The sequence below is a fragment of the Bacteroidota bacterium genome (genome assembly GCA_016706255.1).
Taxonomy (GTDB): domain Bacteria; phylum Bacteroidota; class Bacteroidia; order Chitinophagales; family BACL12; genus UBA7236.
Window position 1 is genome coordinate 1 of record JADJJZ010000008.1, and the last position, 23,420, is coordinate 23,420.

Below are 23,420 nucleotides of genomic sequence, written 5' to 3' on the forward strand. Positions count from 1 at the left end.
GGCTCATTACCACTGCAGGAATACATCAACAGAATTACCGATATCGGATTCGGCACTATTGAAGCGTGCGCGCCCCCCTTACCGAATTTTAGACCCGGTGAATCTGTGATAACCGACCATTATTTATAGCGAAAGCGCTGAAGTTTGCGCTATTAAAGACCCTATGCCTGCAGACGGTCCTTGTGTGTTTACAGGTAAAACCGCAATTTATTATGGTAATGAAGAGTTTTTCGACGACCATAAAGGCCATGTACTGATGCCGAATCAACCACTTGCCGTTTGTGATAAACCGTTGGCAATTTAGCCGATTTGGGCAGAAACGACATCTTTATTTCCGCTCAAGCTGGTTTTATGATGGCGGCGGATGCTGCTAATCAAATAAAATTTATAATCGCCTCTCAGCAATGAGGGCTTTTTTTCTATGCCAAAACCTGAAAAGCATCCTGTATATTTACGTTTGTATTTTTAAAATCACGAACACCAATATGACAAAAAACTGGTCTAATAATAGTATCATAAAATCTACCATACTCATTTTAATTACACTAGCTGTTGTATTTGGTGTGGTTTGGTTATTATTACAAATTACTACCATCCTGTTTTATTTCATCATTGCGGCAATAATTTCTATTGTTGGAAAACCAATTTGTGATTTTATTCAAAAATTAAAAATAGGAAAATTTAAAACACCCGATTCTCTTGCAGCACTCTTTACAATTATTATTCTTTTTGGTGCTCTTTTCGGCATTGTAAAAATATTTACACCACTTGTTGTTGAGCAAACAAATAACATATCGCATATCGACACCGAACGAGTAGCAGAAAGTTTACAAAACCAAATTGTTATGCTCGATTCCATGATTATTCAATTTCAGGACCCTGAAGCACCGGCACAATCTGTTGAACAGGTTATAAATGAAAATTTACGTAATTGGATAAATGTTACATCTATAACCCATATTTTTAATAACATTATGGGTGGCTTGGGAAATATTTTGGTTGCCCTGTTTTCTATTACATTATCACCCTCTTTTTTTCTTAGGGATGATAAATTATTTTACAATATCGTTATGACATTAACACCAACAAAATTTGAAGCTAATGGCGTATTTTACACTCGAGTAAAATATATCTGACGCGGTATTTTGTGGGATTAATTATTCAATCATTAGTGGTATTTATTCTGATTGCATCCGGTTTACTCATTTTAGGCTTTGGCGCCAATAGTTGGTTAATTGCCTTGTTTGCCGGAATTATTAATATCATTCCTTATATCGGTCCAATTATCGGAATGTTGTTTGGTATGCTGATTGGCATTACCACTAATTTAAGTGTAGATCCGGGTTTTGATATTACACCCATGTTAATTCAACTCTTTATTTTATTTCAGGGTGTGCAGCTCATCGATAATTTTGTTTCACAACCTATTATCTATTCCAACTCTATAAAAGCCCATCCTTTAGAAGTATTTTTTGTTGTATTGGTTTTTGGCAATCTGGCCGGTGTGCCGGGAATGATTGCTGCTATGCCGGTTTATGCCTTCTTCAGGATAATCGCCAAAGAGTTTTTCAGCGAGGCTAAAATTGTAAGAAAAAATGACACAGGGACTCGATTAGTGACCTGCAAAAACTGTTGTTTTATCTCACCCAAAAAACCAAACCCTTACCTGTTAAGGCTTTGGCAAATAAGCACTTATAATTTTGTGTATAGCACTTATCCGAAATATTTGTATAAACATAGATTTTTTTGCACTTTTATGCTTAAATCTCACCACAAGCATACACAACTTATTTAACCCTAAATAAATTGAATTATGAAAAAGTTTTACAAACAATTTTTATTTACTGGCTTGCTGATGATCACCCTAGGTGTTTTTGGTCAGATGCTGCATTAAAACCGGTAGCAAAAATGGTAGCAGAAACCAGAAATGCAGGTATATCATTTAAAAAAGCTGAACCGTTCACACCACAAATTAATTCACCTTACAAAATAAGCACTTCCACATTTGCAAAGGATATCACGTTTGCAAGTTTGAGCAGCGAATCTGTTAAAACACTTTTTACTAATAAAAGTGAAGCAATGGAATTATCTATTCCTTATAAAGAAAGTGCAATAACACTTGATTTAGTACAGGTAAATATTTTTGCAGATGGTTTCGAAATTACTTTCTAGTGCTGATGGTGGTAAAGTAGAAAATTTTAATCCCGGTGTTTATTATCAGGGAACAATTAAAGATGATCCTTCATCTATTGTTGCTATTAGTATTTTTGAAGATGAAATTATGGGTGTAATTTCTTCTTCCGATAAAGGCAATATTAATGTTGGCAGATATGGTAAAGGATTAAAATCAGATTATATGATTTATTCCGATTGGGATGTAATTGTAAATCCAGCAAGTTTAGGATGTGCAACTGCAGACAATCCTGATTACCTGGATGAATTTCATCAACTAATGGAAATTGAAGGCAGTTCACGTATTACCAATTGTCCGAAAATTTATTTCGAAGCAGATTATCAGTTATATCAAAATAAAGGAAGTGTAACTGCAACAGCAAATTATATTACCGGTATTTATAATAACTCAGCAGTAATTTATACCAATGAAAGTGTACCAACACAAATTTCAACCATTTTTGTTTGAGATTGCCGATGGTTATGCAAGTGGTTCATCGTATGATGCATTAAATTCATTTATGGCATTTCGCACATCATTTACCGGCGATATTGCACATTTAGTTGCATTGGATCCGGGCGGACTTGGTGGAGTTGCGGCTACAATAAATGGTTTGTGTAATTCATACAAATATTGTTACAGCGATATTGATGCAACATATAATGATTTTCCAACTTATAGCTGGACAGTTATGGTGGTAACACATGAAATGGGCCATTTATTCGGAAGTTATCATACACAAAATTGTGGCGCTTGGGTTGGTGGTGCTTTAGATAATTGTTATGCAACAGAAGGCGGTTGTCCTGCAGGTCCTGCACCGGTTGGCGGCGGAACAATTATGAGTTATTGCCATTTAACAGGATACGGAATTAATTTAGCAAACGGATTTGGTGTTCAACCGGGAAATGCAATTCGAAATACCATTTCTGCAGCAGGTTGTGTTACTTCTTGCGGTGGTGTTCCTGCATATTGTTTATCTAAAGGATTGCTGCCGATGAATGGTTTGCAAACTGTTACAGTGAACGGCACCACAAAAATTCGGTAATAATTCAGGTTATGCCGATTTTACTGCAACTACAATTAATTTAACGCCCGGTGTATCAGCAGGATTTACATTAACACCTGGTTATACCGGGACTGTATATCCTGAATATTTTTCTATTTGGATAGATTATAATAAAGATCTTGATTTTAATGATGCAGGTGAAAATGTATATAATTCAGGTGCAGCTACTGCGGCAGTTTCAGGAAGTTTTGTGGTAACTGCAGGCATGACAGGCACAACAAGAATGCGTGTATCAATGAAATATAATGCATTGGCTACATCATGCGAAACTTTTGATTACGGTGAAGTTGAAGATTATACTGTTTCATTTAATCCGGTAATTACTTATTGCAGCAGCGCAGGCATCATCAACTACACGTTATATCGATTATGTAAAATTAAATACCATTAACCGGACCTCCGGCAGCGATGGCGGATATTACAACGGCACAGGAACATCAACCAATATTGTAAAAGGAACTACCTATACGTTAACTTACAGTGCGGGATTTTCAGGCACCATTTATCAAATGTATTGGAGAGGATGGATTGATTATAATCGTGATGGTGATTTTAGCGATGCAGGCGAACAAGTTTTTCAGAAAAAACAAGCAACAGCAGCTTCTTTAACCAAAAATATTTTAGTGCCTACAACTGCAAATGCAGGAACTACTCGTTTACGCATTAGTGCTAAATACGGTGCATATCCTACAGCATGTGAAACATTTGCCAATGGCGAGGTTGAAGATTATACGGTTAATATTATGCGGCATTACCTTCAGGTGAAGTAATACCGTTTAGTCTGACTGTTTTCCTAATCCTGGATCAGGCGTATTTAATATTGAATTTTTAAATGCCATTTCAGGCGGTGTTCAATTAGATGTATTTGATATTACCGGAAAAATAATCAGTTCTGAAAATATTGAAAGTGAAAACGGTATGATTGTATTGGATATTACGAATGCAGCCCCTGGCTTATATTTCGTTAAAACGACTCAGGCCGATGGAACAACAGCGGTGAAACAGATTGTTAAACAATAAATAAAAAAGGCTGTCCATTATGTGAACAGCCTCTTTACTTATAATATAGTAAGGTAGAATTTTCCTTAAAACCTATTTGTAATCTATAGTTGGTTATTTCATCTTCACTACCAATTCCGATTCAATATATTCAGGTGTTTTTATTAATATCTGATAAACGCCTACCGGTAAATTGGAAATATCTATTGGTTCACCCGGTAAAGCATATTGGTGCGCAACCATTGCGCCCTGTGCGGATATAATTGTAACATCAAGTGTTGTATTTGATGTCTTGGCCGCATTTGTGGGTTCAATTATAAAATTTGTTGATGTGGGATTTGGAAATAAATTAAAACTGTTTGTTAAGTCACCTGTTTTTAAAATCGGATCGTATGTAAATACAAAATAGCCACATGAAAATGGCGGCACTGTAACACACATCGAACCAGGAGCTCCGGTTGGGCATTCACCATTATCTACATAAACCACACCTTCATTTCGTATTTCATATTCACCTTCCAAGCATGAACCATAATAATCATTAATATCATATAGGGTGTTTTCCCCTGAACCCGAATATAAATTGTTAGCTTCGATATAATGTAGTGTTGCATGTATGCCCGTTAATGGATTGGGCGACAAGGTACCGGGTTTAATGATATAAGTTTGGGGCTCCTTTTTAATATTTGAAAAATATGCATAAACATCACGTTCATGTAATGAAGCTCCGGAAGTAGCAATAAAAAAAGTAGGGGGTTGATTGATATTTGAAGTGTATAATGATTTTACTGTTTTTAAATAATCTAAATTTCGTAAATGTATTTGATTTGCTAACCGATATTGATAATATAGGGTTCGGGTTAAAAATGGCTTAAAACCTGATGAACATGTCGGTATAAGGCCCAATGCATGCAAATCAGCCTCATTTGAATTTCGAACTAAATCAGTTGAAGCACCACCTAAAAAATTATTGAAAGATGTAATCGTAATAAATTGTTCCTGGAAGCCTGACTGGTAGTTTAATTTAATATAATTTAAAAACTCTTCCTGGTTTAAATATGCGTGTACAAACGTATTATCATAAACACTTCTTCTTAAATATTTTGCATTTACTTGTGTTCCGGGAGACCCTTCAAGATAATTATTTTTGATATTTCGTTCTGTAATCCAACATACTTTCTGGTTTTCTGCAGAACCATCCAAGGCAAGATCTGTTGCCAAATGTTCCATTGCAGCTTTATGTTGCTGTTTAACAAATTTTAAAAAGCTGCCATCGTTTGATGGGTCTATTATACCTTCAAAAGCACAGCTCAGGCGTGGGTCAGCAGCAAAATTTAAATAAGGCGTAGTATTAAAATTATCATAGTCGGTTGTTCCCATATCATTATCCAAACAATTTGGTATTAAAACGCCACCGGCTGCAGTGTATCCACCAACAGGAATTTCACCCCAATTTATATTATCAGCACCTTCACCATTTTTACCGGATAAATACAAATGTGGAATTACAGCATCTATCACAAATCGACCACTTTCTTTTACCGCATATTTTGATACAACCGAAGCATTCCATTTTGTAGGACAACCTCCAGCAGGTTCCTCAACTAATTCATCATTTAAAATAGTATAGGCTCCATTAGCTGAAGCTGGTGTAACCGGAATACCTATTTTAATGTTATTGTAGGCGGGGTTAGTTCTTATATACTTCACATAATCATGATTATTAAACCCCGCACCACCATCATCATCACGCATATCAGCACTTAACACATCACTCAATTCAAAAGCATCTGCACCAAAAACATCATCATAGTCATTAGCTCCATTTATATAAGCCCAGTAATGGTCAAATGCACTGTTTGTCCGTCACATTTAAAACCCATTGACCTGCCATAAAATGAAAAATAACATTCATTACCCATTTCAATACCAATTAAATGCATAGCATATTTATGGTTAAGCGAGGCATTGCGCATATAGTCAATCATTTGTGTTACTTTGTAAGCAGGTTCACTTAAAATATTAATGGCACTTATAACATCCACCACATAGCCCTTCGTAGTTTCAATATAACTGATTAAGTCTATAAAATTATTAATGTATAACGGTTCATTCCAAATCTGTTCAACACCGGCAACTGTATAATCGGTTGCATTAAATGAAGGCTGGTCGACCCAGCGATTATAAAATGTTTCAAAGTCGGCTTTGTCTACATCTTCTAACCAATTACCATCAATGTGAGAATTATCCAGCATGTCATTGATTATAGCATTATATGAAGGAAGGTCAAACATATTATTATTTGTTTTATTATAATACCGAATTATCTCTTCCAAATCATAACCAAAACCACCATTACGCAAACCTGTTTTTGTGTGGGCTGGATCTGCTGCATTAAAAATTGAAATGAAACTCGCTGTATTACTTGAACCAAGTGGATGCTGAAATTTACTCGTTGCACCGCTCGGGAAGCGCAAAATTTTTGGCGCCATCGCAGCTAACATCGCATAAGGATTTAATACTTCATACCCGTTTACAGCATCCATTGCCGCATAATTTGCAATTTCGCTTGCAGTGTTTGTGTATTTACCAAAAAAACCTTCCAGGTTAACGCCAAAAACATCTTTATTTACAGGATACTCTGTATTGGTTAATGTAATAATAATATCACCAGTATTTATTGCTCTGGCCTCAATATCTGATGTATCTAAAGGGCCTTCCGATAATATATAAATCGTATCAGCCCCATCAATAATGGTTTGAACTGTGTCGCCAAATGCAGAAACAATTTCAGGAGAATCAATATCAACTGAATCCGGAAAATTATAATCTCTTTGAGATAAATCTGATGTATTGCTTGCATAAATAACAGAAGATAAAAATGTAATTCCAATTAAAATAAAAATACAAGTGATAAAAACAGATTTAACAGTTGGGATTAAAAATGGTGTTGTTTTTAACACGAATGATTTAGGTTTCATAGTTTAAGGATTTAGGGTGAAATAAGATAAATTTAATGATTTATTCTGAAATATAGGGTTTTGGGGAGTCAAAATTTGTAACTTATTGATTAACAATTGATTACAAATTTATTTTATAGCATTTATTCGCATTTTGTTTAAACCATCTAAAATTGTTACATTTACTTTGAAATGGAAAACAGAAGATTATACTTAATTAGATTATTTGTAATACTCTTCTTTGCACTTTTTATCTGTCAACAAGCCTTTAGCCAGCCCATTACAATTGATTGGGAGCATAATTATGGAGGAACAAATTATGATCAGGCTCACGATGCAGTAATGACAGTTGATTCGAGTTTTGTGAGTTTAAATGAAACTTACTCTGACGATTTTGAAGTGTCTGTTCATTACGGAGTATATTCTGGAGATTTCTGGTTAACTAAGATAAATAAGTTTGGCGAATTGGTTTGGGAAAAAAGTTACGGTGGTTCTAACAGCGATATTCCACAAGCAATAGCAGCAACTTCAGATGGTGGATTTATCATAGCGGGATACACTTATTCTTCTGACATTGATGTAACAGCCAACCATGGCGGATCAGATTTTTGGGTAGTAAAAATTGATATTTTAGGGAATTTAGAATGGGAACGTTCAATAGGTGGTAGCTCGGCAGAGTGGGCGTTTTCAATAATTCAAACAAAAGATTCAAATTTTGTATTTACAGGTTGGAGTTCTTCTTTGGATGGTGATATTCCGGAGCATTTAGGTTCAACGGATTACAATGATTTAATTGTTGGAAAATTAGATTCTTTAGGAAACCTTTTTATGGATAAAGGTCTACGGGTGGTTGGATGACGATGAAGGTGCAGATGTAACAGAAACAGCTACTGGCGATTTATTAATTTGTGGAACAACTGTTGTTGAAGGAGAAGATGGGAAGGACTATTATTTATTAAAACTGGATGCCAATGGTAATTTTTTATGGGCAAAAAATTATGGTGGAAGCGGATACGATTATGCAAAAGCATTAATTGAAACTCCTGAAAAAAATATTATCATAACCGGCGAATGCTGGTCGAAGGATGGTGATGTAGATGGTCACCACGGTTCTGATTATAGTGATATGTGGACTATAATGGTTGATAGTATTGGCAATATTGTTTGGCAAAATAGTTTAGGGGGTTCAGGTGCTGATATTGGAAATGACTTAATTTATTGCTCGGATGGCTCATCTGTAATTTCGGGAATAACCACCTCCCTTAATGATGGTGATGTTACAGGCCATATTGCTCCCCCATTATATTCCAATCAATGGTTAGTAAAACTTGATACGAAAGGTATTATTAAATGGACTAAATGTTTGGGGGAACCTCAGGTGAGTATGCTAATGCAATTTTAAGGCAATCAGATAGTATTTTTGTTGTATTTGGCGACTCCCGTTCCAATGATTACGATGTTAGCAATCACTATTTTAGCGACCCTGTAACACCTGATGTGTGGATAGTAAAAATCTACGAAAATGTACTCAGTTACAATATTATCGTGATGCAGATGCCGACAGTTATGGCAATGATTTAAATTATACCTATAGTTGTGAAGCTATTGAAGGATATGTGTTAACAACAGGCGATTGTAATGATTTAGATGATGCAATATATCCGGGTGCAACAGAAGTATTAAATGGTTTAGATGATGATTGTAATGGCGCAATTGATAATGGATTGCCAGTAATCGACAATCCTTTAACCGGATTTTCTATTTATCCAACACCGCCACATAATCAATTACAAATATCAAATGCACTTGGATATCCGGCATCTTTTGAAATTACCAACTTACAGGGTGTCATCATTAATCAAAAACAACTGTTTAATGCTAACTATTCTGTTGATGTAAGCACACTCGCTGCAGGAATTTATTTATTAAATATTTATACCGGGTAAGGGAATTGTTGTATTTAAGTTTGTGAAATGTTGAAATAAAAGTAATTGATACTTAGGCTTAATTATTTAATAGATAACCGAAAATTTTTTAATTAATTAGCATTTGTAAATACTAGTTACAATTCTCACTAATCTATAGTTAAAACATACCTTTGCTTTAACGTCACCCATTTTCCTTTATTCTACTTAAAATCGGCTGAACTATTTATAAAATTTCATCGTATATTTATCCATAACAAACATACTATGCGAAACCTGATACTTGTAAGTTTAATTGCACTTTGCACCTCGTGCACCCTGCCTTCGTGTCGAACTTTAGGTGGAATTCAAACCAATGCCAAACCGTTTACACATGAATTATGGACCGACTTACTGCAAAAAAATGTAAATTCCGACGGATGGGTAAATTATGAAGGATTTATTGCCGATAGTATTAAACTCAATAATTATCTGCAATTAATTGAAGCAAATTATCCTAATGAAAAAACCTGGAGTCGTGAAGAAATTCTTGCTTATTGGATAAATGCTTATAATGCGTACACCGTTCAGTTAATTATTCGCAACTATCCTGTTGTAAGTATTAAAGATATAAAACCCGGCGTTGCATTTGTAAATTCGGTTTGGGATATAAAATTTATTACCATTCAGGGTCAGGAGCTCGATTTAAATAATATCGAACATAATATTTTACGAAAAATGGATGAACCAAGAATTCACTTTGCCGTAAACTGCGCAAGTTATTCCTGTCCGAAATTATTAAACGAAGCCTACGAAGCAAAAAAAATTGATAAGCAACTGCAACAACAAGCCGAAGATTTTATTAATGACCCTACCCGTAATAAAATTACAACTGAAAAAGCAACAGTTAGCAGCATATTTAACTGGTTTACCGGCGATTTTACAAAAGATGGTTCTTTAAAAGATTTTTTGAACCAATACAGTAAAATTAAACTTACAGAATCAACCGAAGTGGAGTTTATGGATTACAACTGGAATTTGAACAAACAATAAACGATGCTGACAAAATATACCTTTAGTTCGTTTTTCAGTTAAAAGAACGGAACTATTCGTTTTTTGTTCTTAATTTCATACCGCAATCATTTTACCTTCGCCGCCACTCGCTTATGCATATTGTAATAATTGGAAATGGAATAACAGGTATCACAGCCGCAAGAACTATCCGCAAACATTCGGATCACCAAATAACTGTGATTTCAGGAGAAACAGATTATTTTTTCAGCAGAACTGCCCTCATGTATGTTTACATGGGCCACATGAAATTTAAAGATATCCAACCTTATGAAAATTGGTTCTGGGAAAAAAATAGAATCAATCTCAAAAAAGGTTGGGTGCAAACTATCGACATTCAAACAAAACAAGTTGTATTCGACAACGCTGAAAGGCTGTCTTACGATAAATTATTAATTGCATCAGGCGCTAAACCAAATAAATTCGGTTGGCCGGGGCAAGATTTAATTGGTGTTCAGGGATTATATTCCTCCCAGGACCTCGAATCGCTCGAAGCCAACACAGCCAATGGTATAAATCGCGCAGTTATTGTGGGGGAGGTTTAATCGGAATAGAAATGGCAGAAATGCTGCATTCAAGGCATTATCCGTAACCTTATTAGTGCGTGAAAGTAATTATTGGAATAATATTCTGCCCGAACAGGAATCGCAAATGATTACCCGCCATATTCGTGAACATGGTTTCGATTTGCGATTAAATGAAACATTAAAAGAAATAAAAGGTGATGCAAATGGCCGCGTTACCAGCATCATAACAGGTAACGACGAAGAAATTCCTTGTCAGATCGTTGGCCTTACAGCAGGTGTTTCTCCAAATATTCAATTTTTAAAAGACAGTGGTATCAAAACCGATCGCGGTGTGGTTATCAACCAACATATGCATACTAGTATAGATGATATTTTGCCGCCGCGACTGTGCACAGTTTCAACATGCATTGCCCGACAGACGTGTAATTGAACAGGTTTGGTATACCGGAAAATTGCAAGGTGAAACAGCAGCATTTAACATGATGGGGCATCCACGCGTTTATGAACCCGGCTATTGGTTCAACAGTGCTAAATTTTTAGATATCGAATATCAAACCTATGGAACCGTGCTCAATACCTTGCGCGAAGGCGAAGCAGAATTTTATTGGGAAAGTGCCGATCATCAAAAATGTGTGCACGTAGTTTATCGCGAAGCAGACCATTTATTTATCGGTATTAATGTATTCGGTATCAGAATGCGACACGAAATATTTAATCGCTGGTTACTGGAAAAACGAAATGTGGAACATATCATGGCACATTTAAGTGTGGCAAATTTCGACCCTGAGTTTTTCAAAACATTTGAAGCTGAAATTATCGAGGCATGGAATACACAACATCCGCAACTTCGCGTTCAATTAAAACCAAAATCAGCTTTCAAAAATTGATTTTGGCAATTAAATTTAAAAAATTAAATCACTGTTCGCTAAACATATATAAAATGGCACAGGCAAATTCAAGTTTATCGTTATCTAATCCGCATCCTGCAAATTTTAACAATACCCAAAAAGCAGGTTTGGCAATAACCGGCATTGGTTTATTGGCATTTTTTATGGCCTGGGCGGGTGCTGCCAACCATCAGCCACTCATATTTTTAATTATCACCCTGCTTTGTTTTTTCGCAGGCGGAATTATTTATACCATCGGCACTTATGGACATCTGCCCCCGGCATAAAAATAACCGCACCATGTTTACATCGATGTCGGCACGCGGTGCATTAGCCTGGATTAGCGGCATCACCATTACCGGTTTTTACATTTTACTCTACTGGCGCGATTACTGGAAAAATTTATTCGGTGCCGATTTATTTGTTGGGCTCGTAAATTTATTTAACCCGCTGAGTATGGCTTTGCGCAACACAAAAGCCGACCAATGGTTTGTTTACGGTTCATTATATACCATTGCTGTTTTGGTAATGGGATTCAAGTTCATTTATAAATACCGCCATAGTAGCTATCAGATTATCCGAACTTCATCTGTCATGTTTTTTCAGTTAGGTTTTGCCTGGCTATTACCGGGAATTATGAAGTCGCTTTATAATTATGAGCCTTATCTCACCTATTTCTGGCCCCTTGATTATGATGCCATTTTTCCAAACACCTTAAGTTATTTCCAAACACAGGGCGCTTTTGGTCAGTTTTTCATTTTTTGGGGTTTGGTGATGACATTTGTTGCAACACCGATACTTACCTATTTTTTTGGCAAACGCTTGTATTGCAGTTGGGTTTGCGGATGTGGTGGATTGGCAGAAACTGCAGGAGACCCTTTTCGTCACCTCAGCGATAAATCGTTAAAAGCCTGGAAAATTGAAAGATGGCTGATTCACAGCGTTTTGGCTGCCATTATTATAATAACCGTGTTATTATTGGTAGATAATAGTTTTAAAAATCAACTTTTAGGCGATTCTGCAAAACAATGGCTAAAGGATACAGTTTTGTGATTGGGATGGTATTCAGTGGTGTAATCGGCGTTGGTTTTTATCCTTTAATGGGCAGCAGAGTGTGGTGCCGTTTTGGTTGCCCAATGGCAGCGTATATGGGCTTGATTCAGCGATTTAAATCAAGGTTCAGAATCACTACAAACGGCTCGCAGTGTATATCTTGCGGCAATTGCTCCACCTATTGTGAAATGGGAATCGATGTGCGTTCTTACGCCCAAAAAGGCCAGAATATAGTGCGCGCAAGTTGCGTTGGCTGTGGAGTTTGTGCTGCCGTTTGTCCGCGTGGTGTTTTGAAGCTGGAAAACGGCTCCGACAATAAAAAACGCACCGAAATTTTGTTTACTTCCGAAGATTTGAAAATTCTATCTTAACAATATTTAAATATCATTTACAATTCACGTAATTTTGTGCACTTTTTCAGGGTTGCACCTCAAAGATGAACATGCAGAAAATCGTAGTAATAATTCCGGTTTTTAATGAAAGCGGATCGATTGGGCATGTTTTGAAGGACATACCCGCTGATTTGGTTACAGAAGTTATCGTAGTGAACAATGGTTCAACCGATAATACTGCTGAAATAGCCCGATCAATGGGAGCCACCGTGTTGCTGGAAGAAAGAAAGGGCTACGGGTCCGCTTGTTTGAAAGGTATAGCCTACTTAAAACAGCTTCCCGCAGAAAAGCAACCTGAAATAGTAGTGTTCATTGACGGTGATTATTCCGACTACCCCGAACAGATGCGGGAACTTGTGCAGCAAATAGTATCAGGTAATGCTGATATGGTTATTGGCAGCCGCGCAAAAGGTAAACGCATCAAAGGGTCTATGGCTCCACAACAAATTTTTGGCAACTGGCTCGCAACCACGCTGATCAAATTGCTGTTTGGCGCCCGTTTTAGCGACCTCGGTCCGTTCAGAGCCATAACCTGGACAGCCCTGCTAGCGCTTGAAATGAAAGATACCAATTACGGGTGGACGGTGGAAATGCAAATTAAAGCAGCCAAAAAGAAACTGAGATTTACCGAAATAGCCGTAGATTACAGACCAAGAATTGGCGTTTCCAAAATTACAGGCACCGTTAAAGGCACGATTATGGCCGGTTATAAAATTATAACCACCATTTTTAAATATTATTGAACCTAACCGATTGACATGTCAATCACTATAATAGTAATTTATACCATAGCCATTACCCTGCTGTTCTTTTACTGCATAATGCAGTTGAGTTTAGCCATTCATTACATCAAGTTCAAGCGGAACCTGAAGAAGGAAGAAACAATTTTACCATTCCTGAATCAGAATACCCGCATGTTACCGTGCAACTGCCGGTTTTCAACGAATTGTATGTTGTGGAACGTTTAATCGACGCTATCGCAGCATTCGACTATCCTGCCGATAAGTTAGAAATCCAGTTGCTCGACGACTCAACCGACGAAAGTTTTGAGATTGCGCGCAAAAAAGTGGACTTCTATCACCAAAAAGGTATCGATATCAAACAAATTCGCCGCCCTGAACGCAAAGGTTTCAAAGCCGGCGCCCTCGAATATGGTTTGAGAGAAGCAAAAGGCGAATACGTAGCCATTTTTGATGCCGATTTCGTTCCTTTTCCCGATTTTCTCAAAAAAACAATACCACATTTTTTATTGGATGATAAAATTGGCGTAGTTCAGGCCAAATGGGATCACCTCAATAAAGATTACAGCATACTCACCAAAATGCAGGCTTTTGCTTTAGATATGCATTTTACTATCGAGCAACAAGGCCGAAATGCTGCCGGTTATTTCATCAATTTTAACGGTACCGCCGGTGTTTGGCGTAAAGCAACTATTGAAGATGCAGGTGGATGGAAAGCCGATACCCTTACCGAAGACCTCGATTTAAGTTATCGTGCGCAATTACGCGGCTGGAAATTTAAATATGTAGAAAATGTTGTTGCTCCTGCAGAATTACCTACCGATATGAATGCGCTTAAATCGCAACAATTCCGTTGGAACAAAGGTGGCGCTGAAACAGCTAAAAAAATTGGTTTACGTGTTATTAATGCCGAATTACCACTGCGTATCAAATTACATGCAGTTGCGCATTTATTTAATACCACCAATTATATTTTTATTTTAATTACAGCCATATTAAGTGTTCCGCTGTTGTTTATTAAAAATCAGGTGATTGATTTTAACTATTTCAAATACGCCAGTATTTTCTTAATGGGTTCTATTGCTATTGCTTACGCATATTATATTTCCACTTTACAGCGCGAAAAAACAATGCGTAAAACACTGAGCGTGTATATTACACGTTTCCCTGTGTTCCTCGCTATTACAATGGGTATGAGCCTCCACAATGCCTGGGCTGTATTCAGAGGCTGGTTAGGTCAACAAACCGCATTTGTGCGCACTCCGAAATTTAATATCGTAAACGGAAAAGATATCTGGAAAAATAAAAATATACAGCATCTAAAATCAGCCCGATTACTTATTTGGAAGGCCTTTTAGTTTGTATTTTTGAGCGGTATCATCATGGGCTTTTATTATGAAGACTATGGTTTATTACCTTTTCCACATGCTCGCATTCTCGGTTTCGCAATTATTTTCTACTTTTCGCTTAAACATTCAAGGTTTAACTCTTAGAAAATGAACAAAACAACAATCACCGGACCATGGAGATTTGTTGTTTATGTGTTGTTTGCAGGTTTGTTTTTGCTGATTAATTACAGCACTCAACGTACCGACTTCATTCAACTCATCAGCCTGTATGCCTGTGCATTTTTGTTATACATTGTTATATGTAAAAACTGGATAACCCCTGCCCTTGCTGATGAAGGAAAATGGTTGGGTATACTTATCCGATTTAGCATTTTATTCAGCATGCCCAATTTAACTGACGATTTTTATCGTTTTATTTGGGATGGACATCTCACCATAAATCATATTAACCCTTATGCCTATACACCTGATATGGTGAAAGCACAACATTATTTGGGTGCAGATAATATGGTATTGAATGACAGTTTATACAACGCACTCAATTCAAAACCGTATTTTACAATTTACCCGCCCTTAAGTCAATTCCTGTTTTCTGTATCAGCACATCTTTCAGGTGGCAATTTATTGTGGAATCAGATTATTCTAAAAATCTTTATTTTTTTATTTGAAATAGGCAGCATTTTACTCATTCCTAAAATATTAAAACAGCTTAATCTCAATTCCAATTTACAATTATTATACACCTTAAATCCGCTTGTAATTTTAGAGCTGACCGGCAATTTACATTTTGAAGGTATTATGATATTCTTTTTATTGCTGGCTATTTATTTTCTCAATAAACAAAAACTAACCTTTTCTGCAATTGCATTCGGATTTGCCATTGGTGCAAAGTTGTGGCCCATTATGCTGATGCCTTTATTATTTAAACGATTGGGCTTTAAACAAACAATTATTTATTCAATTATTAGCGGTGTAGTGAGCATCATTATTTTATTCCTATGCTGCTGCAGTATGCTAATATTTTTCCAGTTTAAATTTATACTTCCAGCAATTTGAATTTAATGCTTCAGTATATTATTTATTACGTTGGATTATTAATAAAGATGAAAATTTTGAAACGTTTACCCTCATGCGGCAATTGCTGCCATTTGTAACTATAATTGCCATAAGTGTTTTAAGTTATTTCTACCAAAAAGATAAGTTCATTACTGCACTTCAATTAGCTTTTTCTATTTACTGTTTATTCGCCACAACCATGCATCCATGGTATATTACGCCACTAATTATGTTGAGTGTATTTTCCGGTTACCGATATGCAATTTTGTGGTCGCTGCTTATTTATTTCACTTACATTACCTATGTCGATATCACCTACCCGGAAAATTATTTTGTGGTGGTGATGGAGTATTTAGTTGTAATCGGTTTTTGTTTGTATGAAGTATTTAAATTACAAAAAAGGCCGGAAAAATATTGAATTAAAATTTTGGTATGTAGTTAGGACCGGATTTTAAATTCGCAGCGGCTTTTAAAAAAAATAGTATAGATTAATTTATATTTAATAAAAGCGCCCTATAAAAAACACTTAAGTCTTTTTCATTCGGATGCAAAAGCAATTTATTGCCAGAATTTTGAAAATCATCATATTTTAATCTGATTTTATTTGAATCAACTCCCTCACCTATCAAAAAGTTAGCAACATAATACATTCTAATAATTCCTAAATCACTGTTTTCTATATCATAGTCATAATTACCATCTATTTCAATAGTTAGATTTGGGTTATGGATCAATAAGTCAGCTGTTCTGTTCAAGAAATCTAAACTTACTGAATCCGGAATATTTGAATTAAAATCAAAAAATATTATTGGCAAAATCCATTCATCATAATTGCTTCCCAACATAGATTTGCAAGGATAACCACTTTCGCGAATTATTGAATCCATCATTTTATTTGATAGCGTGTCAATAGGTAGAACTCCATCATTATCGAAACAATCCAAAACCCCATCTCCATCACTATCAACAGCCACACCATTTGAATCAACGGTGCAAATGCGGTGTATTTAATTGTAAATCAAAAACATTAAATACACCATCTGCATCATCATCTTTAAAATATGTTTCCGGATCAAATTGAGTGATTTCGCAACTGCTGCAATAAGGTGTCCAGGTAGCTTCCTGTTTATGTTTTTTATGCTTAAAGAATGAGCGTTTTGTTTTAATGGTATCGTTAGGTACAGATTGAGCTAAAAGCAATGAAGCTGTAAGGAGTAAAAAACACAGCAGACTGAATTGTTTCATGCTTTACGAATATACTGCGAAATAAACATTTTGGGAAACTCAAGTATAAAAAAAGGGTGGATTGCTCCACCCCTTTGGCTGTCATGATTATATGTATATATCAGTTCTTAATTATATGGAATTCAACACGACGGTTCATTTGGTGTTCCGCTTCTGTGTTAGCGTCTTTAATCATTACATCAGATTCACCTTTGTAAACGATTTTCAAACGGCTTTCTGCAACACCTTTACCAGTTAAGTAAGTGATAGCAGCTCTTGCGCGATTTTCAGATAATTTTATGTTATAATCTTCAGATGCGCGAGTATCAGTGTGACCAACAACTTCAACGTTGATAGAAGTGTAACGTTTCATGATATCAGCAACCTGATTTAATTCAGGAACCGCATCAGGACGAATAGATGCACTGTTTAAGTCGAAGAAGATATAAGGAAGAATCCAGTCAGAAGCTGCACCGTTTCCACCTTTTTGATAATCTTTCAATCTTTGGTCAACATAGTTTTCAACCCAATCTTGAGTTAAGTGAACGTTCTGACAGTTTTCCATAGGTAATACTGGAGATGAGAATGGTTCTGGATCTTCAGAGTCAGGGCAACCATCTTTATCGCTGTCTAAGCTAACACCGTGAGTATCTACTGGAGTTCCTTGCTTGTATATTGGAATAAGTCATAGTGAGCGGTATAAGAACCGTCAAACTGCCAACGCTGACCGTCAGCTAAGTCATCAAAATAGTGAGTAGCTCTTTCTTCAAGGCCTATTTCTAATTTAGTACCAATTTTGTAAGAGATACCAAGACCACCTGATAATGAAGGGTTACGCACCAAGTTGCACGAACTTCACCGGCGTCACGAGCTGCAGGGTTGGCTACCTCAGCCTGAGTTTCATATTCACCGTCTAATATACCGTGAATAGCGTCGATACGTTCTTTTTCAGATGTGTTCTGAGAACCAAAACCGCTAAGGATAGTTTGGAAATCGTAAGGATTACCTGCAGCATCCAAAGCATCGTAAGATGTATTAAACATTAAACCACCAACACCTACGAAAGCATACACTAAAAATTTAGGATCAGCTTTGTGGAAGTTGATGTTGTTAAGATTAACTAACAGGTCTAATGAACCGTGAGCAATCTGAGTTTTGTAGTTAGGAACCCAAACGTTACCTGTATAGTCAGCACCTTCCGAGTAATTCGTTGTAGGGCTGTTTGAAAAGGCACCATTTAAAGTTTTGTTGTAAGCATATGAACTTTCAATGAAATCTTGTCCATAAGCATTTGCATACATACCGTGTAAACGGAGTGATGTAACATATCCAAGACCTTTACGGATATTTAAACCAACACCAAATGCAGGTGAGTGGCTACCGCCGAATGGTTCTGACTTAATATCACCCTGGATTGCAGGAAGACCTAAGTTTAATCCAATTTGCCATTTGTTGGCTGGTTTTGGAGGAAATGAGCTCGATTGAGCGTTGGTGAAGGTAGCAATGCTTAAAAGCATCAATACCGCTAACGTGAGTTTTCTACTAATCATGACGTATTAATTAATGTTTACAATATAATCGGTTATTAAAATATAATTTTTCAAATATGTTTATGCCGCAAAGCTATAACCCTTAGTCCGCTTATGCAAGTGTTTTTACCGCAATTTGTGGAATTTTTCCTCAAATTCACGGAAAACAGTCAAGCCTGACGGAATATAACACAACCTTACATACGTGGAAATGTGTGTTATAGATCTTATGGCACTAGCATTGCGTGCTAGATTGAAACAAAGCTATGGTAAAATGTAAAACCAAAAAAAATGATTTTTTAGAAATGATGCAACCAAACTTAAAATTTCAACATTGAAAGCCCTTTTTCAGGCCTTATAGCCTACCGGAGTAAGGTTATGGTACCGGTTTTTTTAAGCGGCGTGTTCAGCGTTGTTACCGATTCTATATAATATATATAGGTGCCAATTTCCTGTGGTTTGTCATTTACATTGCCGTCCCAACCCTTGCCGATATCATCAGAAGTAAATACTAATTCGCCCCAGCGGTTATATATTGTAATATGGTAAGAAATCAGTAAATCGGTTTGAATATTAAACATATCGTTTAAACCATCACCGTTTGGGGTAAAAGCGTTGGGCACATTAAAATCAATATTTACCCAAACATACATGGAATCTACTGCTTCACAACCATTTTCGTCGGTAATGGTAATATAATAAACGGTATTAAAGTAGGCTGTGCCGTGGGTTGCATACAATCGGTGCACGACAATCCTTCAGCGGGTTCCCATACAATACTTATAATCGGGTTAATGGCAGTAGCTGCCTGAATAATAACAGAACTGCCGTATTCAATAGTAAAATTCGGTCCGTCATCTACAACCGTTGGTTCAGGTTGAGATACAATAATGTTGTCAAATGTTTGTGTACAACCATTAGCATCCTTTACGGTAAATGTATATAAACCGGCTTCCATCGCAAGAAAATTGCTGTCTGTTTGCCAGTTAGTACCATCATACGTAAATATATATGGTGTAACACCGCCGCCGCCGTTGAGCTGTACCTGACCATCACTACCCCCAAAACAAGTAACATCAACTGTTGCAACCGTGTCAAGCGTTAATAATGGTGGTTCCGTCAGGGTAATTTCCTGCACATAAGCACATCCGTCTACTTCCTGAATGGTAATTGTGTAAACTCCCGGACCTAAGTTATAAATACTGTCTTCAACCGATCCTGTTGACCAAATGTAACTTACCGGATTAGTATTTCCGGTTACATCAACATCTATCCAGGCATTATTATCTCCGTTACAAACTATATTCTGAATATCCACGCCAACATCATAAGGGGTGGAAATGGTTACAATAACTTCATCGCTGTATGTAGTGCCATCGCATAAGGTAACCTCTGCTGTATAACTAGTTGTGGACGCTGGATTCACTTCAATACTGTCGCCCGTTCCGATTACAGTGCCGGTTGCAGTTTCATACCAGGTAATTGCACTTGGCAACCATACCCAACTTTCATCATCTGCCGACCAGTCGGTTGCATTTCTGCCCACAACAGCATACCCTGAGTACCATCTTCATTTAAAATGCCCTGGGTGGCGATACCTAAATCCCATCCCGGACAAACATCAACATGTGTCAGGTGATTTTCTATTTTATTGGAAGTTTCGTAAAGCACAATCTGGAATGAACCAAGAAAACCGGTGCATGAAAACAGCGGCACATCATCATAACTCACAATCAATTTACGATTTGGCGCCACACCAACTACTTCGTGGTAAATACAATTTGTACATAAACCCGAATGCCAGTCGGTCCAGGGCGCGAAAATTGCAGCTTTTGGCACATCAGCGGCCGCATCCGGAATAGGCCCGTCGGGTGTCCAGTTTACATCCATTCCGCCGGAGGGCGCTAAAAACTAATCCATCCATTAGAAGCAATATAAAATTTATCATAAATCTGACCGAAATAACAAAAATCGAAGCCGATGGAAAACGGGCCAACGTGGGTATCATCTACCATATTATGCACAGTGCCACCAACGGGTTCGGGGGCGTATGGGATAGATTGATATTCGTAGGTTGCTGTTCCGAAACTACCATCCACATCGGCATGCAGCCAAACCGGCTGGGCACTGCAAATGGTGGTATCGGGATAAGCTACGATGCCCTGAGCGTTTAACACATGATTAAACAAAAAAATAACCGGGATGAGGAGGAGTTTTCGCATCGCCTATATAATTATTGGAAGTTGGCAACTCAAATTTACTTATTCTAAAGCATTATTTATAAATTTTACCAATGGAAATGCGGTTTTAAATGTAGTAACTACAGTTTTTATGAAAGCAGGGTCGGTAACCTCGGCATCAGTAAAGGTGTGTGATACTACAAAACTTTTATGTTTCAGATATTCCAAAGCCGCATTATCAGCACTGTAGCCCTTTGGCACCGTTTTTAATTTTTCAATTTCATCTAAAGTTTCAAACTGTTTTTTGAATGCAGCGGATTCCACTATTTTTTTGAAATCTTTAAAATTATAATCGATTTCCTGTCTGATTTTTGCGAGATTTTCAGGAATCGGCATGTAGGAACCGGCGGCGGCAAAACTTTTATTACCGGGCTGAATCTGGAAATAATATCCTGCCGTTTGCATGTTTTTTCCACCCATACTTAGTGTAGCCCCGAAATTGTTTTTGTAAGGACTTTTATCCTTCGAAAATCGCACGTCACGGTTGATTCGAAATATTGTTTTTTAGCTTCCAATCCGCAACACCTGAATCGATAGCGCCCATTTTGGTAATTAATTCGCCAATAAATTCAATAAAATTGGCTTTTGCTGCTTCATAATCAGGTCGGTTGGCATCAAACCAGGCTTTATTGTTATTTGCTGCAAGCTGTTTTAAAAATTTTAGCGAATTTTTTTGGATTTGTGACATGAAATATTCAATTTTATAGTTGTGAATCAACAATACTTGCTCCTCTTCGTATTGTAAAACCAAAATTAGATATATGAAACAACATCTCACAATTATGTTGTTTTCATTTGTCGGAATTTGCAGCGGCCAGGAAGTTTCATATAGCCGCATACCGGAAGGATTTGTTTTAGCAGATGAAAACAATAGAGCAGGCAGTTGCGCCTCACCAAACGGGCCCATTGTATGTACCGAATTACCCGATTATCCAACCTATACTGAGGTATTCGATGCCGGGTGTTGCTATACGATTAATCCGGCAGTTAAAAATGCCACTTACTGCTATACGTTTACCAGTCCGGGCACAACTGCAACGCTCGATGCCGCTTTCACCTTTACTTATGGCGGAGGATTTTCGTTGTGGTTTTCAGACTTCGAGTTATTTACTTGTGCACCGGGTTGTGTGTTGTTTGGGACAGGACTGGTGTTTACCGGATTAACTCCGGGCCAGTGTTATACCTGGTGTTTCGACACCCATTTTACAGGGGGTGGCGGCGGGGCTGGATTTACTTCAATGTGTCCGTATTTTATTTATACTGCGCCGCTTCCAATAGAACTGACGGATTTTACGGCTGGGTTTGTAAACAATGCTGTAATGCTGAACTGGACTACAGCAACCGAATCTAATTCAAGTCATTTTGAAGTTTACAGATCTGCAAACGGACAAGATTTTGAAAAAATTGGACAGGTAGTAGCAGGCGGAAATAGTTTAACAACCAGGAACTATGAATTTTACGATACCGGTTTCCATCAGGGAACTAATTATTACAAGCTAAAACAAGTGAATTTTGATCAAACTTATTCGGAATCAAATGTCATTTTTGTGACATCAATCAGGACGTCACAAATAGGAAATATTTTAACATGTCGGGACAACTGATTGATTTCGAGGTGGTTGAGCAAGGCATTTATCTTTGTGAGATGGCGCACGAAGGGGGATTCAGCTATGAATTAGTCGTTAAAAAATAGCTGCAACCGCAAAATTATCTTATTGATTTTTGGATGCCTGCGTTTGGCGGGGTAAGAAATTTTTTGCTCAAAACTTATGATACTTGTTTGTTTTTATGGAAAGAAGTATTTTTAATGTCTGAATTTATTTCAGGCTATAACCTTTTCACACACAATTAATAAGTTTTTTGCCATGAACCGGCTGTCGAATTTTATTTTTTTTCTGCTATTTTCTTTTGCATTCTCTGCATGGGGGCAAAATGAATTTGCTGTACCGGCACTTAAGCAATTGAATTACACTTCATTTACTGAAGATAAAGTTATTCTCAGTGAGGATTTAAATAATCTTTCTTCAGAAAAGAGTAAAACGCATCCTGAATATGGTAAATTACCATTTAATGCACCCTGCACCGATTGTTTTGAATTAATTGAAAAACGCACAGCGAATACACGATATTTTGTAAAAGAAAATAGTAATAAAGGAACATTTTATTCTAATTCATCATGGTCCGATTTGCATTATAAAAACATTAACAGCGAATGGATTACTATTGATTACAGATTAAAGCCAACTAATG

Annotated in this window: 30 protein-coding genes and 4 pseudogenes; 22 read left to right on the plus strand and 12 right to left on the minus strand. The window is 36.9% G+C overall.

The window, feature by feature from the left end:
- The 9 genes and pseudogenes from IPI65_13850 to IPI65_13890 all read left to right on the plus strand — a co-directional run bounded on the left by IPI65_13850 (position 1) and on the right by IPI65_13890 (position 4,259).
- Positions 1 to 374, plus strand: a pseudogene (locus tag IPI65_13850) (SAM-dependent methyltransferase).
- Positions 375 to 485: 111 nt separating this feature from the next.
- Positions 486 to 1,136 carry an AI-2E family transporter gene (locus tag IPI65_13855; protein ID MBK7442583.1) on the plus strand — a complete coding sequence of 217 codons (651 nt, stop codon included), beginning with the start codon at positions 486 to 488 and terminating at the stop codon, positions 1,134 to 1,136.
- Positions 1,137 to 1,147: 11 nt separating this feature from the next.
- The gene (locus IPI65_13860; protein ID MBK7442584.1) at positions 1,148 to 1,795 is read left to right on the plus strand and encodes an AI-2E family transporter; all 648 of its coding nucleotides are present in this window, start codon (positions 1,148 to 1,150) and stop codon (positions 1,793 to 1,795) included.
- An 11-nt stretch (positions 1,796 to 1,806) separates the two neighbouring features.
- Positions 1,807 to 2,172 (plus strand): hypothetical protein, encoded by a 366-nt coding sequence (locus IPI65_13865; GenBank protein ID MBK7442585.1) that lies wholly within the window; start codon positions 1,807 to 1,809, stop codon positions 2,170 to 2,172.
- Positions 2,150 to 2,641, plus strand: coding sequence for a hypothetical protein (locus IPI65_13870; protein ID MBK7442586.1), 492 nt, complete (start codon positions 2,150 to 2,152; stop codon positions 2,639 to 2,641). Before IPI65_13865 ends, IPI65_13870 begins: the two co-directional genes overlap by 23 nt.
- Positions 2,634 to 3,218, plus strand: coding sequence for a hypothetical protein (locus IPI65_13875; protein ID MBK7442587.1), 585 nt, complete (start codon positions 2,634 to 2,636; stop codon positions 3,216 to 3,218). Before IPI65_13870 ends, IPI65_13875 begins: the two co-directional genes overlap by 8 nt.
- A 226-nt stretch (positions 3,219 to 3,444) precedes the next feature.
- A complete protein-coding gene (locus tag IPI65_13880) occupies positions 3,445 to 3,630 on the plus strand; it encodes a hypothetical protein (protein MBK7442588.1) in 186 nt (61 codons plus the stop codon).
- Between the two features lie 118 nt (positions 3,631 to 3,748).
- Positions 3,749 to 4,009 (plus strand): hypothetical protein, encoded by a 261-nt coding sequence (locus IPI65_13885; protein ID MBK7442589.1) that lies wholly within the window; start codon positions 3,749 to 3,751, stop codon positions 4,007 to 4,009.
- Positions 4,010 to 4,058: 49 nt separating this feature from the next.
- Complete coding sequence (locus IPI65_13890) at positions 4,059 to 4,259, plus strand: T9SS type A sorting domain-containing protein (GenBank protein ID MBK7442590.1); 201 nt, start codon at positions 4,059 to 4,061, stop codon at positions 4,257 to 4,259.
- A gap of 93 nt (positions 4,260 to 4,352) precedes the next feature.
- On the opposite strand, the gene IPI65_13895 is transcribed toward IPI65_13890, so the two are convergent.
- Both IPI65_13895 and IPI65_13900 read right to left on the minus strand, forming a co-directional pair.
- Positions 4,353 to 6,008, minus strand: a complete 1,656-nt coding sequence (locus IPI65_13895) for a T9SS type A sorting domain-containing protein (protein MBK7442591.1) — start codon at positions 6,006 to 6,008, stop codon at positions 4,353 to 4,355.
- Positions 6,009 to 6,064: 56 nt separating this feature from the next.
- Positions 6,065 to 7,219, minus strand: a complete 1,155-nt coding sequence (locus tag IPI65_13900) for a hypothetical protein (protein ID MBK7442592.1) — start codon at positions 7,217 to 7,219, stop codon at positions 6,065 to 6,067.
- Positions 7,220 to 7,390: 171 nt separating this feature from the next.
- Here IPI65_13900 and IPI65_13905 point away from each other — a divergent pair, with 171 nt between their 5' ends.
- The 11 genes and pseudogenes from IPI65_13905 to IPI65_13955 all read left to right on the plus strand — a co-directional run bounded on the left by IPI65_13905 (position 7,391) and on the right by IPI65_13955 (position 16,595).
- Positions 7,391 to 8,056 (plus strand): hypothetical protein, encoded by a 666-nt coding sequence (locus IPI65_13905; GenBank protein MBK7442593.1) that lies wholly within the window; start codon positions 7,391 to 7,393, stop codon positions 8,054 to 8,056.
- Positions 8,049 to 8,600, plus strand: coding sequence for a hypothetical protein (locus IPI65_13910; protein ID MBK7442594.1), 552 nt, complete (start codon positions 8,049 to 8,051; stop codon positions 8,598 to 8,600). Before IPI65_13905 ends, IPI65_13910 begins: the two co-directional genes overlap by 8 nt.
- A 97-nt stretch (positions 8,601 to 8,697) precedes the next feature.
- The gene (locus IPI65_13915) at positions 8,698 to 9,144 is read left to right on the plus strand and encodes a T9SS type A sorting domain-containing protein (GenBank protein MBK7442595.1); all 447 of its coding nucleotides are present in this window, start codon (positions 8,698 to 8,700) and stop codon (positions 9,142 to 9,144) included.
- Between the two features lie 246 nt (positions 9,145 to 9,390).
- A complete protein-coding gene (locus tag IPI65_13920) occupies positions 9,391 to 10,155 on the plus strand; it encodes a DUF547 domain-containing protein (GenBank protein MBK7442596.1) in 765 nt (254 codons plus the stop codon).
- Positions 10,156 to 10,268: 113 nt separating this feature from the next.
- A pseudogene (locus IPI65_13925) lies at positions 10,269 to 11,587 on the plus strand (NAD(P)/FAD-dependent oxidoreductase).
- A 53-nt stretch (positions 11,588 to 11,640) separates the two neighbouring features.
- The gene (locus tag IPI65_13930) at positions 11,641 to 11,874 is read left to right on the plus strand and encodes a hypothetical protein (GenBank protein ID MBK7442597.1); all 234 of its coding nucleotides are present in this window, start codon (positions 11,641 to 11,643) and stop codon (positions 11,872 to 11,874) included.
- A gap of 13 nt (positions 11,875 to 11,887) precedes the next feature.
- Positions 11,888 to 13,011, plus strand: a pseudogene (locus IPI65_13935) (4Fe-4S binding protein).
- 71 nt (positions 13,012 to 13,082) lie between these two features.
- Positions 13,083 to 13,775, plus strand: coding sequence for a glycosyltransferase family 2 protein (locus IPI65_13940; protein MBK7442598.1), 693 nt, complete (start codon positions 13,083 to 13,085; stop codon positions 13,773 to 13,775).
- Between the two features lie 15 nt (positions 13,776 to 13,790).
- A pseudogene (locus tag IPI65_13945) lies at positions 13,791 to 15,265 on the plus strand (glycosyltransferase).
- A 3-nt stretch (positions 15,266 to 15,268) separates the two neighbouring features.
- Positions 15,269 to 16,177: a DUF2029 domain-containing protein gene (locus IPI65_13950; GenBank protein ID MBK7442599.1), complete on the plus strand. Its 909-nt coding sequence runs from the start codon at positions 15,269 to 15,271 to the stop codon at positions 16,175 to 16,177.
- A gap of 73 nt (positions 16,178 to 16,250) precedes the next feature.
- The gene (locus tag IPI65_13955) at positions 16,251 to 16,595 is read left to right on the plus strand and encodes a hypothetical protein (protein MBK7442600.1); all 345 of its coding nucleotides are present in this window, start codon (positions 16,251 to 16,253) and stop codon (positions 16,593 to 16,595) included.
- Positions 16,596 to 16,665: 70 nt separating this feature from the next.
- Here the strand turns inward: IPI65_13955 and IPI65_13960 are convergent, their stop codons facing one another.
- From IPI65_13960 to IPI65_14005, 10 genes are all read right to left on the minus strand, one after another.
- Positions 16,666 to 17,151 (minus strand): hypothetical protein, encoded by a 486-nt coding sequence (locus IPI65_13960; GenBank protein ID MBK7442601.1) that lies wholly within the window; start codon positions 17,149 to 17,151, stop codon positions 16,666 to 16,668.
- A gap of 10 nt (positions 17,152 to 17,161) precedes the next feature.
- Positions 17,162 to 17,422, minus strand: coding sequence for a hypothetical protein (locus IPI65_13965; protein ID MBK7442602.1), 261 nt, complete (start codon positions 17,420 to 17,422; stop codon positions 17,162 to 17,164).
- 100 nt (positions 17,423 to 17,522) lie between these two features.
- Positions 17,523 to 17,966, minus strand: coding sequence for an OmpA family protein (locus IPI65_13970; protein MBK7442603.1), 444 nt, complete (start codon positions 17,964 to 17,966; stop codon positions 17,523 to 17,525).
- Between the two features lie 214 nt (positions 17,967 to 18,180).
- Entirely contained in the window at positions 18,181 to 18,921 is a 741-nt protein-coding gene (locus tag IPI65_13975) for a hypothetical protein (protein ID MBK7442604.1), read from the minus strand.
- Positions 18,922 to 19,292: 371 nt separating this feature from the next.
- On the minus strand, positions 19,293 to 19,583 hold the full coding sequence (locus tag IPI65_13980; protein ID MBK7442605.1) for a gliding motility-associated C-terminal domain-containing protein: 291 nt from the start codon (positions 19,581 to 19,583) through the stop codon (positions 19,293 to 19,295).
- 5 nt (positions 19,584 to 19,588) lie between these two features.
- Positions 19,589 to 20,476, minus strand: a complete 888-nt coding sequence (locus IPI65_13985; protein ID MBK7442606.1) for a SprB repeat-containing protein — start codon at positions 20,474 to 20,476, stop codon at positions 19,589 to 19,591.
- On the minus strand, positions 20,380 to 20,820 hold the full coding sequence (locus tag IPI65_13990) for a hypothetical protein (GenBank protein ID MBK7442607.1): 441 nt from the start codon (positions 20,818 to 20,820) through the stop codon (positions 20,380 to 20,382). The genes IPI65_13985 and IPI65_13990 overlap by 97 nt, the downstream gene beginning before the upstream one ends.
- A 14-nt stretch (positions 20,821 to 20,834) precedes the next feature.
- On the minus strand, positions 20,835 to 21,152 hold the full coding sequence (locus IPI65_13995) for a hypothetical protein (protein MBK7442608.1): 318 nt from the start codon (positions 21,150 to 21,152) through the stop codon (positions 20,835 to 20,837).
- A gap of 39 nt (positions 21,153 to 21,191) precedes the next feature.
- Entirely contained in the window at positions 21,192 to 21,647 is a 456-nt protein-coding gene (locus IPI65_14000) for a DUF2461 domain-containing protein (protein MBK7442609.1), read from the minus strand.
- A 1-nt stretch (position 21,648) separates the two neighbouring features.
- Entirely contained in the window at positions 21,649 to 21,858 is a 210-nt protein-coding gene (locus tag IPI65_14005; protein ID MBK7442610.1) for a DUF2461 family protein, read from the minus strand.
- A 73-nt stretch (positions 21,859 to 21,931) separates the two neighbouring features.
- Here IPI65_14005 and IPI65_14010 point away from each other — a divergent pair, with 73 nt between their 5' ends.
- Together IPI65_14010 and IPI65_14015 are read left to right on the plus strand one after the other, a co-directional pair.
- Positions 21,932 to 22,774: a hypothetical protein gene (locus tag IPI65_14010; GenBank protein MBK7442611.1), complete on the plus strand. Its 843-nt coding sequence runs from the start codon at positions 21,932 to 21,934 to the stop codon at positions 22,772 to 22,774.
- Positions 22,775 to 23,131: 357 nt separating this feature from the next.
- A partial coding sequence (locus IPI65_14015; GenBank protein ID MBK7442612.1) for a hypothetical protein occupies positions 23,132 to 23,420 on the plus strand: 289 nt, incomplete at its 3' end.